The 13,235-nt window shown below is 42.8% G+C and carries 8 protein-coding genes, 10 tRNA genes and 1 rRNA gene; 1 reads left to right on the top strand and 18 read right to left on the bottom strand.

Annotated features, from left to right (window positions below):
• Window positions 1-125: 125 nt before the first annotated feature.
• The 5 genes from glmM to sigW form a co-directional block, all read right to left on the bottom strand.
• Window positions 126-1,475: a phosphoglucosamine mutase gene (gene glmM, locus BLV00_RS11670; protein WP_093045161.1), complete on the bottom strand. Its 1,350-nt coding sequence runs from the start codon at window positions 1,473-1,475 to the stop codon at window positions 126-128.
• A 41-nt stretch (window positions 1,476-1,516) separates the two neighbouring features.
• The gene (locus tag BLV00_RS11665; RefSeq protein ID WP_176791483.1) at window positions 1,517-2,755 is read right to left on the bottom strand and encodes a CdaR family protein; all 1,239 of its coding nucleotides are present in this window, start codon (window positions 2,753-2,755) and stop codon (window positions 1,517-1,519) included.
• Complete coding sequence (gene cdaA, locus BLV00_RS11660) at window positions 2,748-3,566, bottom strand: diadenylate cyclase CdaA (RefSeq protein WP_093045160.1); 819 nt, start codon at window positions 3,564-3,566, stop codon at window positions 2,748-2,750. The genes BLV00_RS11665 and cdaA overlap by 8 nt, the downstream gene beginning before the upstream one ends.
• 138 nt (window positions 3,567-3,704) lie before the next feature.
• Window positions 3,705-4,358: an anti-sigma factor family protein gene (locus tag BLV00_RS11655; RefSeq protein WP_093045159.1), complete on the bottom strand. Its 654-nt coding sequence runs from the start codon at window positions 4,356-4,358 to the stop codon at window positions 3,705-3,707.
• 14 nt (window positions 4,359-4,372) lie between these two features.
• A complete protein-coding gene (gene sigW / locus BLV00_RS11650) occupies window positions 4,373-4,936 on the bottom strand; it encodes an RNA polymerase sigma factor SigW (RefSeq protein WP_093045158.1) in 564 nt (187 codons plus the stop codon).
• A 148-nt stretch (window positions 4,937-5,084) separates the two neighbouring features.
• On the opposite strand from sigW, the gene BLV00_RS11645 reads away from it, so the two are divergent.
• The gene (locus BLV00_RS11645; RefSeq protein ID WP_093045157.1) at window positions 5,085-5,276 is read left to right on the top strand and encodes a Spo0E family sporulation regulatory protein-aspartic acid phosphatase; all 192 of its coding nucleotides are present in this window, start codon (window positions 5,085-5,087) and stop codon (window positions 5,274-5,276) included.
• Window positions 5,277-5,326: 50 nt separating this feature from the next.
• Here BLV00_RS11645 and rocF read toward each other — a convergent pair whose 3' ends face one another.
• The 13 genes from rocF to rrf form a co-directional block, all read right to left on the bottom strand.
• Window positions 5,327-6,226 carry an arginase gene (gene rocF / locus BLV00_RS11640; protein ID WP_093045156.1) on the bottom strand — a complete coding sequence of 300 codons (900 nt, stop codon included), beginning with the start codon at window positions 6,224-6,226 and terminating at the stop codon, window positions 5,327-5,329.
• Between the two features lie 183 nt (window positions 6,227-6,409).
• Window positions 6,410-6,485: transfer RNA gene (locus tag BLV00_RS11635), tRNA-Ala, on the bottom strand.
• Between the two features lie 87 nt (window positions 6,486-6,572).
• Window positions 6,573-6,647, bottom strand: a tRNA-Gly gene (locus BLV00_RS11630).
• Window positions 6,648-6,663: 16 nt separating this feature from the next.
• Window positions 6,664-6,736, bottom strand: a tRNA-Lys gene (locus BLV00_RS11625).
• 44 nt (window positions 6,737-6,780) lie between these two features.
• Window positions 6,781-6,855: transfer RNA gene (locus tag BLV00_RS11620), tRNA-Gln, on the bottom strand.
• A 73-nt stretch (window positions 6,856-6,928) separates the two neighbouring features.
• Window positions 6,929-7,014, bottom strand: a tRNA-Tyr gene (locus BLV00_RS11615).
• Between the two features lie 226 nt (window positions 7,015-7,240).
• A tRNA-Thr gene (locus BLV00_RS11610) sits at window positions 7,241-7,316 on the bottom strand.
• A gap of 298 nt (window positions 7,317-7,614) precedes the next feature.
• Window positions 7,615-7,690: transfer RNA gene (locus BLV00_RS11605), tRNA-Val, on the bottom strand.
• Window positions 7,691-7,698: 8 nt separating this feature from the next.
• Window positions 7,699-7,773: transfer RNA gene (locus BLV00_RS11600), tRNA-Glu, on the bottom strand.
• Between the two features lie 267 nt (window positions 7,774-8,040).
• Window positions 8,041-12,390 (bottom strand): S8 family serine peptidase, encoded by a 4,350-nt coding sequence (locus BLV00_RS11595; protein WP_093045155.1) that lies wholly within the window; start codon window positions 12,388-12,390, stop codon window positions 8,041-8,043.
• 249 nt (window positions 12,391-12,639) lie between these two features.
• Window positions 12,640-12,711 (bottom strand) — tRNA-Thr (locus tag BLV00_RS11590).
• 4 nt (window positions 12,712-12,715) lie between these two features.
• Window positions 12,716-12,790, bottom strand: a tRNA-Asn gene (locus tag BLV00_RS11585).
• 304 nt (window positions 12,791-13,094) lie between these two features.
• Window positions 13,095-13,208: ribosomal RNA gene (gene rrf, locus BLV00_RS11580) — 5S ribosomal RNA — on the bottom strand.
• Window positions 13,209-13,235 lie beyond the last annotated feature (27 nt).

The following is a 13,235-nucleotide window of genomic DNA, read 5'->3' as shown; positions in this document are numbered from 1 at the left end:
AATGTTTTTAAAGGTCAATCATTATTTTATAACCTTCAAACACAGGTATAATAGCCTTATCAACTGGCCTATAACAAAATATGCACAGCCAGCGGTTCTGTGCTGGCTGTGCATAGTCAAGAATGTTATTCTGTCAAACCCAGTTCTTCCTGGACAACTTCGACCACTTCATCTACATACTTTTCGCATTCCTCTTCTGTTGGTGCTTCAACCATAATTCGCACCAGCGGTTCTGTGCCAGAAGGTCGGACAAGTACACGGCCTTGTGTACCCATTTCTTCTTCTACCGATTTGATTGTTTCCTGGATACGCGGATGAGTCTGAACTGCAGCTTTATCAGTCACTTTGACATTTTTTAAAACTTGCGGGAACTTTTTCATTTCAGCAGCGAGCTCCGATAATGGCTTTCCTGTATCTTTCATAACATTGATCAATTGTAACGCACTCAACATGCCATCACCAGTTGTATTATAATCCAGGAAAATGATGTGACCTGACTGCTCACCACCAAGGTTGTAGCCGCCTTGTCGCATTTCTTCCATTACATATCTATCTCCTACCGCTGTTTTATCACTCTTCATCCCATTAGCTTCAACCGCTTTATAGAAACCAAGGTTACTCATAACAGTGGAAACAACGGTAGAATGATTCAACCTACCGGATTCGTTCATATGCTTTCCACATATGTACATGATATGATCTCCGTCAACAATATTACCCTTTTCGTCTACAGCAATCAGACGATCTCCATCTCCATCAAAAGCTAACCCGATATCGGCACCTTTTTCAAGGACAAGCTTCCTTACAGCTTCTGGGTGGGTGGAACCTACTCCATCATTGATATTCAAGCCATCCGGAGATGAACCGATGGAAGAAATATCTGCTTCTAAATCAGCAAACATATGAGAAGCAAGTGCGGAAGTTGCTCCGTGGGCACAATCCAAAGCAATATGAAGCCCATCGAAATCGTGATCGACTGTCTGTTTCAAATATTGCATATAGCGCTGAGCGCCTTCAAAATAATCGTTTACTTGACCCAGGTCCCCGCCCGTCGGACGCGGAAGGTCGTCTGCCTCTTTATCAAGTAGTGCTTCAATTTGATTCTCCTGGTCATCAGAAAGCTTGAAACCATCCGGACCAAAGAACTTGATTCCGTTATCCTCTACTGGGTTATGGGAAGCGGAAATCATCACTCCTGCTTCTGCCCCTAAAGCTTTAGTCAAGTAAGCGACCCCTGGAGTAGAAATGACGCCGACTCGCATTACTTCTGCTCCAATCGATAGCAATCCTGCAGTCAGTGCGCCTTCAAACATATGACAGGAAATTCTCGTGTCACGTCCTATCAGCACTTTTGGCTTCTGTACACCTTTAGTCACTGTATACCCACCGAAGCGTCCTAATTTAAAAGCTAGTTCCGGGGTTAGATCCTTGTTCGCGACTCCTCGTACTCCATCTGTACCAAAATATTTACCCATGATGTCTTCTCTCTCCTTCATTCATTACAAACATTCTATTATTATCCAATACGTATCGTTGCATTTGGATTAGTGAGTTCAAATGATGTATTTTCTGGTCCGGTGACTTCAATCGGCACTTCATGTTCACCAGCTTCTAATCCTTCGACGTCAATAACTGCCTGAATATCCTCTGATTTAAGATTGTTGATATCCGCTTCATTTCCGTACACGGTTACTGCTATTTGTTGATTATCAGGATTAATAAAACTGACAGAGCCTTCTCCTGGCGGGTTAGCCACCCCGATCTCTACATCTTCAATCACCTGTTCTGCCTGTTCCTCCGCTTCAACAACTTCTACTTCTACCTCTACCGTTTCAGGATCGACTTTCTTAATGCCTTTAGGTACAGGAACTTCTGCTTCTACTGTAGTCGATTCCGTTAAATCACTAACATCTACTTCCACATTTGCAATCCTTCCGATTTGACTGATGGCTTCCAACTGACCATAAATTGTAACTTCTTCCACTTCCGGACTCACCGATTGAATTGCATAGCCTTCCGGGACTTCCCCCTTCGTTTGTACCTCGATCGGCACTTGCTTACTTGGGAGGTTAATAGGTACTGTAACATTAACTATATTCGGTTCCACAAGCACGTCCAATTCATTTCCTTGGGTATCATACACTTTAACAGGTGCCTGGACATTTTCAATTGTGTCCGTAGTGTCTCTGACGTCTACAATCGCCTTGACGAGGGCGACACTATCCACCAGATCCTTCCCACCGGTAACCGTCACTTCAGAAGGTTGGATGGTTGCCTCACCTATTTCATAATTGTTTACGAGTTCCTCGTCATTAATCAAATCGACACCGACCTCGAAGTCCCTCTCCACCTTTTCTTCAACAGTCACTTGAACTGTTTTTGGCTCAATATTGACGTTGAGACGATTGGATATACCACTATGCATAACGTCCACCGTATGGGTTCCCGGCCCGTAACCCTGAAGATCTAAGTATACTTCAAAATTTTTCTGGCGGACAACCGGGGTCATCACACTATTCGGACCTTCTAAGGTTACGGCTACACTTTGAGGTACTCCACTGATCGTATATTTTTCATCGTTGTATTGGACGTCCAATGGAATATTGCTCAGCACTTCAAATTCCTTGGAACCATCATTGATCAGTAAAGCATCACTTTGCGAATTGTCATCTAAATTCACCGTAGTCCACAATAAAATAGCAAGTAATAAGGAGATGACACGAATAAACCAGGGGCTATTAAACCATTTATCCATCTTTCTTCCCCCTCCAGTTCCACGTCTTTGCAGCAGGGGCTTTAACCGGTGCGTTCAATTCTTTATGGAGAATTTCATCCAGCTTTTCCTGATCAAGCTCACGGTGTAATTCACCATTCTTCGTACAGGAAATATTACCTGTTTCTTCAGATACGATAATCGTCAATGCATCTGTCACTTCACTGATTCCCATTGCTGCCCGGTGACGAGTACCTAATTCTTTTGAGATAAAAGGACTCTCTGATAAAGGTAAGTAACAAGCAGCGGCAACTATTTCATCACCACGGATAATTACCGCACCATCGTGTAATGGGGTGTTTGGAATAAAAATATTTGTCAGCAATTCGCTGGTCAGCCGGCCTTCAATATTAATGCCTGTTTCCACGTAATCTCCCATTCCCGTTTCTCTTTCAATCGTAATCAAAGCTCCAATCCGACGTTTAGCCATATAATTACAAGATTTGATGATAGCCTGGATGGATTTTTCTACACCTTGCTCTTCTGAAGTCGATCTGCTGAAAAAACTTCCCCGCCCTAACTGCTCTAATGCACGTCTGAATTCAGGCTGGAATAAGATGATAATTGCCAGAAAACCCCATGTGATCGCTTGTGAGGTCAGCCATCTTAACGTAGAAAGCCCGAATAAGTTGCTAAACAGCCATATTGCCAGGACAACGAAAATCCCTTTTAACAACTGGACAGCTTTCGTTCCCCTGATCAACATGATCAATTTATATACAACAAACCAGACGAGGGCGATATCAATTGCTATAAGTAAATAATCTAATACATCAAGTCCCCCATCAAGCATGTCTACACTTCCTTTTAACAGTAATTACATTTATAAAAACAAAGTACATATAATTATATCATACTTAACATGTACAGTGATAATGCCCTCCCTGTGTTCCTAATAAAAGTAAGGCTGTCTGGCATGACAGCCTTACTTTTATTCCCCGTTCCCTAAAGAAAATACACCTTCTAATGTTTTTTTGGTATGATACCACATCCACTCGAATACTTGATTCACTTCATTTACTTCGCCACTGACGTAGGCCATATATTTTTCCCCCTCTAAAGGAGAATCTTGCACACTATCCTGTTCTAATATGTCACCGTTTATAATTGTAACATCACCATTCACCGCTCCATCTATCCGCAAATCACCATTACGGACTACCAGGTCTCCTTCAACCGTAACATCCTCCGGTACGATGACCACCTGATTCTGTATTACAAGGTTTTCCTGTTTAGAAACAGTGACTTGCTGGTCTTCTGTCCAAGCAGAGAAGACACCACCGAACATCATGAGGAAAAATACTGCTGCCGCTGTGAAAAAAGGATGATTTCTGAACCAACGCATATAATGATTGCGCTTTTTCTGTTGTGGTAAATTAGACATTACATTAGCAGTAAAGTCCCCAGGTGCGGATATAGGACTCGAACTCTTTACGAGACTTATAGTCCGCTTCAATTCATGGAAGTGAGCCTGGCAATCACTACACGACTGCAAATGGAAGCGTAATTTCTTTTCTTCCGGTTGTGTCAAATCGTCATCTAAATATTTATGCATCAAAGCGATAACTTCTTGTTTACAATTCAATCCCTTTCACTCCTTTACACGTGGCGAAGTTTTTTTCGCAACGTTTCCCTCCCACGGTGAATCCTGGTTTTCACGGTACCAACAGGAATCTCCAATACCTCAGCTATTTCCTGTAAGGACAGTTCATCTAAAAACCTCAGCACAATCACACTGCGGTATTTAGGAGGCAAGGCCAAAATTTCTTTATGGATATAAGTCTGTAACTCCAGACTCTCCACTTCTTCCTCGGGCAACGCTTGATCCGCTGCTAGTTGAGAATACATATTCAACCCTTCCGTTCCCTTAACTTCCGCATCCAGAAAATAATCCGGTTTTTTCTTACGAATGCGATCGATAGTGAGGTTCGTAGCAATCCGATATAGCCAGGTTGAAAACTTCCTCCGTTCATCAAACCGGTCAATGTTCGTATAAGCCCGAATAAAGGCTTCTTGTGCAAGATCCTCCGCTTCATGTGCATTACCTATCATGCGGAAGCAAATTTGGTATACTTTATTCTGATAAAAAGATACTACATCTTCAAATGCAGCTTGATCCCCTTTTTTTATCTGTTTAATTTTCTGTTTTATCACGTTTTCCATTGTCTATACCTCCGCTATACTTGCGGTATTACCTCTACGATTCAATTCATCGAAAGGTTTCAAAAAAAATAAAAAAATTATCAAGAAAAAAATCCCAATTAAAGTTTAACATCTTTTCAGCGAGGGTATGGGGTTCAATATAAAATAAATGAACAACACCTCAATATTTTTTGTTATGGAGGACGTAATGGAACAAAAAAAGCTTATTTTGATAGAGATTGAAAAGTGCAGAAAAGAAATGAACGATTTATCCAAGCATTTGGATCTATCGTCAGACGAGGTAGTTAGTATTAGTAGACAATTAGATAAATTGCTTAATCAGTTTGAAAAAGCCAGGTAATAAAAACAGCAACCTATCCTAATAGATAAGCTGCTGTTTATTTTTTCGCTTTATTTTAGTTTTTCACCAAATAAAGATCCCATCAAACCTACCGCGACACTTGCGGTACGATTCTTCTCATCAAGAATCGGGTTAACTTCAACGAATTCTGCTGATGTAATTAATCCAGACTCATGCAGCATTTCCATCGCAAGATGACTTTCACGATAGCTTAAGCCGCCCATAACCGGAGTCCCAACCCCGGGAGCAGTATCCGGATCCAAACCATCCAGATCAAGACTTAAATGCAGCCCATCTGTACGCTCCTTCAAGTAGTCGATAGTTTCCTGCATAACTGCTGACATCCCCATGCGATCCACTTCATGCATGGTATAAACTTTGATCCCCTTTTCTTTGATTAGCTCCCGCTCTCCTGCATCTAACGAACGAGCTCCGATTATCACAATGTTTTCTGGTTTGATTTTTGGCTGGTACCCATGAATGTTGACTAACCTTTCATGGCCAATACCAAGGCTGACGGCGAGTGGCATACCATGAATATTCCCCGAAGGCGAGGTTTCATTATTGTTCAAGTCACCGTGCGCATCATACCATATGACTCCTAAATTTTCATAGTGCTTCGAAACCCCAGCAAGTGTTCCGATTGCTATACTATGATCACCGCCAAGCACCAGCGGAAAACTCCCCTGTTCGATAATTTCATCAACTCTTTGCGCAAGTTTTTCATTTCCTTCCATTACTTCATTTAAATTACGCAAATTATCGACAAGCTCTTTTTGCTCACCCTTTTGCTGGGCAATTTCTATATTGCCTAGATCTTCTATAGCAAGTTCTAATTTTTCCAAACGTTCAAGGACCCCTGCATAACGAATGGCACTAGGTCCCATATCAACGCCACGCCTATTTTGTCCAAGATCCATTGGTACTCCTAAAATTGAAAGCTTCTTCATAACGTCATCCTCCTTTTCTACTCTCTATTATTGTAGACGCTTTCAGATAAATGACTCAACTGGACAAGATTTTGTATATATATACGAGAAAAACTCTACACACGAAAAAAAGCTGACATGGTAGTAGCATGTCAGCTTTCATCTCGTCTGAATTTATGAAGTCGCTAGTAATGGTACAAGAAATGGTGGAGCCTAGCGGGATCGAACCGCTGACCTCCTGCGTGCAAAGCAGGCGCTCTCCCAGCTGAGCTAAGGCCCCGTATAGTAAAAGATTAACTTGGAGCACTTCACAGTACACGATCAATCTTTAGCTCGGAAGTTTACTCGACGTAGCAAAAGATTAAATTGGAGCGGGAGACGGGATTCGAACCCGCGACCCCCACCTTGGCAAGGTGGTGTTCTACCACTGAACTACTCCCGCTTAACAGTAATACAAGTGAGCCATGAAGGATTCGAACCTTCGACCCTCTGATTAAAAGTCAGATGCTCTACCAACTGAGCTAATGGCTCATTATTTTTATAAGTATTACATGACGCAACACTTTTTAAAAAAGTGGCTGGCCCAGCTGGATTCGAACCAGCGCATGACGGAATCAAAATCCGCTGCCTTACCGCTTGGCTATGGGCCATTAAAAAAATAGTACAATCAATAAGTACTATCTGCTTTTTTTATAAAGTTAATTCGTACTTTAATTAAATAAATGGTGGAGGGAGTAGGACTCGAACCTACGAACCCGATGGGAGCGGATTTACAGTCCGCCGCGTTTGGCCAACTTCGCTATCCCTCCAACAAAGTCACTTAAACATTATAACAGAAACACCATCTGTAGTTCAACATTTTCCTACAAGAAATTGCTGGAAAAAGTCGTAAAATGTTTAATGGTGCACTTATCAGCACTACAAATGTTTTCTTTCGATGAAATAATTCAACGTAGTAAGAAAAGTTTGTAGGATGCACTTACAGCACTAGTTTTCCAACAAGAAGTTCATTCGACGTCGTAGGAAAAACATTCATGGTGCCGGCCAGAGGACTTGAACCCCCAACCTACTGATTACAAGTCAGTTGCTCTACCAATTGAGCTAGACCGGCAAATTTATAGTGTAAACAGAAGTTTTATTCAGGTGTGCTCGTCTCGTTGCAAGTTGATTCGGTGAAGTCCGCGCTCCTCGCAAAGCCTACAATGATGTAGTTCTAGGAAGTTTACGGCTTCTCTACCAATTGAGCTAGACCGGCAAATTTATAGTGTATACAGAAGTTTTATTCAGATGTGCTCGTCTCGTTGCAAGTTGATTCGGTGAAGTCCGCGCTCCTCGCAAAGCCTACAATGATGTAGTTCTAGGAAGTTTACGGCTTCTCTACCAATTGAGCTAGACCGGCAAAAACTAAATGGTGGAGGATGCAGGGTTCGAACCTGCGACCCCTTGCTTGTAAGGCAAGTGCTCTCCCAGCTGAGCTAATCCTCCGATTTAAGTGGTGACCCGTACGGGATTCGAACCCGTGTTACCGCCGTGAAAGGGCGGTGTCTTAACCACTTGACCAACGGGCCATTTAAGCAGTTGACAGCCTCTGTGAAGCTTGTCCTCTCAAACTGACAAATATTATTATATACAGGTAGTTAGTGCTTTGTAAAGAGAAAATTTTATTTTTTTCTAATTCATGACTAAACCTGCTTTATGGCAGGGAAAATTGTCCCCTAAAGCCTAACTCAAAGCATTGATTCTATTTAGCTAATAATTAAATTTATATGAATAGTTAAATAACAAAGGCATGATCAAAAAAAGCTGCCCCGTATAGAGGCAGCTCCTGTAATACCTTACTCTTCTGTGTTGATGTATAATTTCCCTTCTGCCATTTCTTCAGCTACATTTCCGTAGTCATCAGCCGCTTTTACAACAATCTCGGCACCTTCTGCTACAAGGTTAGATGTCGCGGTCCAATAGCCTACATAATGTCCTTCTTCCGTCTCCATCATAGGCAATTCAGTAGCCTGGTTCAAGTAATTGGTAAGTGGCATTCTGATATAGAAAGTTGCGTCAAGTCCTGGATCTGCATCAAACTCAATCCGGACTGATTCACCAGCCTGAAGGTACATATCTTCCACCGGCTGCAAGTTTTCAATATCAGTAGCTATAAATTTGGCATCCACAGTGACTGTCTCATCGACACTGTTACCTGCCAAATCTGTTGCCGTTACGACGATTTCATTTTGGCCTTCTGAAAGCATGATGCGTTTGGAGTATGAGCCGTCCTCCTCAACCTCAGCAGTTTGACCGTTTACTTCGACACGATCAAGATTTTCTTCTACGACTTGACCTGCAACTGTAATGACTTCTTTATTTGTTTTATCGCCATTAGTTGGAGTGTCGATAGTTAAAACAGGGTTTTCTTGATCCAGTGTCACTACTACAGGTGCAGATGGATCAGTTGAACCGTTATCCATGGAAGATACCGCTGTTAATTCATTTTCTCCTGTTTCCAGGGTGATATCAACAGCAAAGTTTCCATCCTCTGTAGCTTCTGTAGTGCCTGTTTCCTCACCATCATTGTACACAGTGACTGTTGTCGTTGCTGCAGCACTACCTTCTACTGTGATTAATGATTCATTGCTATATGCTCCATCAGCTGGAGATTCAATCACAGGAGCTTCCGCCGCATAGTCGACTAGTGCCCTGATCATGTAGTTGCCTTCCGCTTCCGGAGATTTGCCCCAGCTTCCACTTACATACTGCCAGCTGCGGTCAGCATAATCTCCGTCTTCATCAGTCCCTAAACCTGGAGCATAAGGGTTAGGATTAGTTTGAATATACACCATATAGAAATCCCCGTTTGCAACAATACCTTTATCGGAAAGATCTACATGTGTCCATTCCCCATTTCTTAAGGCCTCTGCCTCATAAGGACCACCGATTTTTTCACCTGGCGCCCCATCCGGACCTGTAGCATCATAAACTTCTACCTGGAACTCATTGCCCCCCGGTACTGGCCATTCTTCTGTCCAGAAGCGAAACAGTCCACCAGTAACCATTGCGGATTCCTGTCCTTCTTCCAAGGACATTTTGACAGCCCAGCCATTACCTGCATCGTAAAATGCACGTGCATTTTCAGCAGTTCCGTCGTCATAGCCAATTTCACCAGGATAACCGATAAATGGTTCCAAGTCTATTTCTACTGAATTAGTAGCATCTCCTTCAATGGTAACAGGTACATCTGCTCCGTGGTATGAAGGAGCCATTACTCTCAACGTGTAATCTCCTTCATAAGCTTCTAATGTAAATGTACCATCTTCTCCCGTTTCAACTGGAGCCACTGCTGCATCTTCTACAAGCATCAAGGTAGCACCCTCGATGGGTTCTCCGGTTTGTTCATTAGTAACTGTACCTTCCAGCACACCTCTGGCTATTGGGTCTAAGGTAAAATCAGCACTTACAGAACCATCCTCTGGAACCGAAGCCGATTGTTCACTCGGATGGAATCCGTACGCATCAGCGATAAGAGTAAAATCACCAGCAGCATGCATCAACCTATAGCTGCCATCAGCCGGGTCAGTACTGACAGATCTTTCTGATTCCACTACAGTTACTGTTGCATCAAGTGGTAAAGCATTTGGCTGTTTCTTTTTCTTTCCATCGCTTTTATATTGAGGAGCTTTGATATCAATGACTTCTCCTGGAAGTAGCTTCTTAGCGTTAACTGGTTTTTTCATTTTTGCTGAACCTTTATCCACAATTTCTAATTCAGTCTTCTTAGTGGATTTCTTACCAGTTGTAGCGGAGGATCCAGATGATTGATCAGTTAAAGCTACATCATCGATAAACCAGCCTTCTCTGGTAACACTATAGTCTGTATCCACATGGAAACCGACAAAAATACTCTGACCCGAATAACTGGAAAGGTCAACTTCTGACGCTGTCCAGCCATCAGTCGTTCCATTGTACTCAGCCAGCTGCTCCCAGTTTTCCATATCTGTAGATACAACTACATGGCCATAATCATAGTTGTTTTCAAGATTATGCCAGGATTGGAACTGTAGGTAAGTGGACCCTTCAGGAACGTCCACTGGCGGCATCACTAATGTCATGTCACCATTATTATTATAGTCGGCAGTCAGGTTAGTTCCATAAACTTTTTCGCCTGAGGCAGCACTTTCCGGTCCACCCTCAGGTATACCCCATTCCCAACTGTTATTTTCGCCAAATGACAACCAGCCGCTCGGAACATTTTCAAAGTTCTGTTCATACCCAATGGTAACGGCATCTTTAATGGCAACTTCAAAGGTATCTGACTCTACTTCATTACCTCCAAAGTCACTCACCACCCATTTGTAATGCAGCTGGTTTCCGCTTATATTTTCACCGTTAAGAATGATCTGATAGGTTCCCTGCAGATAATCCCCATCTACCAATTCAGCAGTGACTGTCTCCCATGTGCCTCTTTGGTCGATTCGGTAAGAAAGTTCAACTGTGCTTACACTAATATTATCACTTACATCAGCAGCTAAAGTCAGAGGAACTCCCTCATAAGTTTCCGTTGGGGCATCATGGTCAATAGAAGGTGGCTCAGTATCTTCCCCTTCTTCATATACATGGCCCCTGATTTCTCCAATACCGCTCACCACAGCCGATACAGCAGTATAAGCATTCACAATACCATGTCCATAACCTTCATTTGGATCTTCAGGATATTGGTCATTGGTAGTTGTATCTGCAGTTTCAAGCATCAACTCTTCTAAGTCATCTACCGTCAAAGAGTTATCTGCCTGTAATAGCAATGCAGCAGTACCAGCAACATGAGGACCAGCCATTGACGTTCCATTCCAGCCACCTTCATAGCCGCCACCAGGAACAGAAGATCGTACATTGGCACCAGGAGCTGATATATCCGGTTTTATTTCTCCATCATATGGAGATGGACCTCTGGAGGAAAAGCTGGCCAAACCGTCAGTAGCAGTAGTGGCACCTACTGCTAGCGATTCCGGGTAGTTGGAAGGTGCAGCTATAGTCCCGTCACCAGGTCCATCATTCCCAGCTGAAAACACAGGTACAATACCTGCCTCACGCCAGTTTTGGACCATTGGGCGATACCACTCATCAAGTCCAGGACCGCCTCCCCATGAGTTGTTGACGACATCCGGTGCCTGCTCAGGGTGAGGATTCCCGGCGGCATCTTTTGGTGCAAGAATCCATTCACCAGCTTCCAATAGGTCGACGTCTGTCCCTCCAGCTGCAGTAAAGGCTTTAACACCAATCCATTTTGAACCAGGAGCCACACCTACCTTATTGGAACCATCTTCTTCAGCCCCAACCATTGTTCCCATGGTGTGGGTACCGTGACCATGGTCATCATAAGGGGTGCCTTGACCCGCGGTAGCATCAAACCAGTTGAATTCATGGTTTGCAGACTCAGGATTTGCCGGATCAAACCCACGGTATTTTCCCATTAAGGCTGGGTGATCCCACTCCACTCCTGTATCAATGTTGGCTACTACAACACCTGTGCCATCGATGCCGGTTTCAGACCATACTTGAGGAGCTCCAACACGGTCGATGTTCCATTCCGTATTATTCGTTTCTGCTTTGTCAGTTGCTTTAGTAAGAGAAGCTTTCTTTTCAGCTACTCCTTCTACCAGAGGATTCAGCTGTCTCGTACGGTTAGGAAGAATTTTTTCCACCTCTGGTAAAGCAGCGATTTTTTTCATTACTTCTTCATTACTAGTAACCGCCATTGCGTTTACGATATAATAAGATTGAAACGAGGTGACACTGCCTTGTTGTTCCGCTTCTGTCAGCAGCTTCTTTAACTGATGCTGCGTTTCGATTGCCGTCGAACGAAGCTCCGTCACAACAGCGGATGCCTTTACTCGTTTCATTTGCTGCGCTGTAAGGGAAGCATTACTATCCTTTGCCTTGGATACTGCTTCTTGCGCAGCTTTTTTTGCATTACCTTGCTCTTTCATTTTTACAAGGTAAGTGACTTCTTTCTTGTCAGCAAATAAATCAACCAGGTCTTGATTAACCTTATTATTCAATTGTTGATTATCTTTGATGGAGACACTTGGGGAATTCTCAGCTGCGGCACTGTTGTAATTGAAAAAAGGCACGAGCAATACTAAAACCAAAGAGATACTGAGCCATTTCAATAACCTTCTTTTCTTTTGGGTGCCCAATTACAAAAACCCCTTTCTAATTTTAAATTCCAACAAAGACATATCTTTTCTACATCTTTCTACCTACTACCCTCCTTTGTAATTATTTGAATTTTCCGAATTTACTAAGATGTTGATAATAACTTACTAAATTTTTACATACTTTGCTAGATACTTGTTAAAAAAAGGGAAAAAACGCACAGAAAAAACAGGTCAAAAGATACACAAAAAAAGCGATCTCCAAATTAGGAAATCGCTTTTCGTTTGAAGAGCTTCCAGCCGGATTTGAACCGGCGACCCCTTCCTTACCATGGAAGTGCTCTACCACTGAGCTATGGAAGCAGGATGGCTCCACCGGTAGGATTCGAACCTACGACCAATCGGTTAACAGCCGATTGCTCTACCACTGAGCTACGGTGGAATAATGGAAACGTTTAAATCATTGAGCTTCAATCTAGGTTTTGTGCTCGTCATTCAACTCTGTAGTTTGTCTTTCTTGCTGAAATACTACTGTTGAATTCCTCGCAAAGCTTGCTTCGTAGTTTATTCGAAGAGATTAGCTTCGCTACGGTGGAATAATGGGAATGTTTAAATCATTCAGATTCAATCTAAATTTTATGCTCGTCGTTCAACTCTATTGTATCATTTTCTAGCTAACAAAGTAATGTTGTATTCCTCGCAAAGTCAACAGTGGAATGACTAAAGTTAGTGGATATAAAGAAAAAGCCTAGCGGCGTCCTACTCTCACGGGGATAAACCCGACTACCATCGGCGCTGGAGAGCTTAACTGCTGTGTTCGGCATGGGAACAGGTGTGACCTCTCCGCTATCGCCACTAGACCTTGATTATGCAATTGAGGTAAACCC

It is taken from the genome of Thalassobacillus cyri, from assembly GCF_900107755.1.
In the GTDB taxonomy this organism is placed as follows: domain Bacteria; phylum Bacillota; class Bacilli; order Bacillales; family Halobacillaceae; genus Thalassobacillus; species Thalassobacillus cyri.
The sequence above is the reverse complement of the archived record's forward strand: the minus strand, read 5'-3'. Positions and strand labels throughout refer to the sequence as shown.

What these genes read in the sequence shown, in the direction of transcription:
- glmM (WP_093045161.1), bottom strand. Translation starts at nt 1,475, where the DNA reads ATGGGTAAATATTTTGGTACAGATGGAGTACGAGGAGTCGCGAACAAG.
- BLV00_RS11665 (WP_176791483.1), bottom strand. Translation starts at nt 2,755, where the DNA reads ATGGATAAATGGTTTAATAGCCCCTGGTTTATTCGTGTCATCTCCTTA.
- BLV00_RS11645 (WP_093045157.1), top strand. Translation starts at nt 5,085, where the DNA reads ATGAACAACACCTCAATATTTTTTGTTATGGAGGACGTAATGGAACAA.
- sigW (WP_093045158.1), bottom strand. Translation starts at nt 4,936, where the DNA reads ATGGAAAACGTGATAAAACAGAAAATTAAACAGATAAAAAAAGGGGAT.
- cdaA (WP_093045160.1), bottom strand. Translation starts at nt 3,566, where the DNA reads ATGCTTGATGGGGGACTTGATGTATTAGATTATTTACTTATAGCAATT.
- rocF (WP_093045156.1), bottom strand. Translation starts at nt 6,226, where the DNA reads ATGAAGAAGCTTTCAATTTTAGGAGTACCAATGGATCTTGGACAAAAT.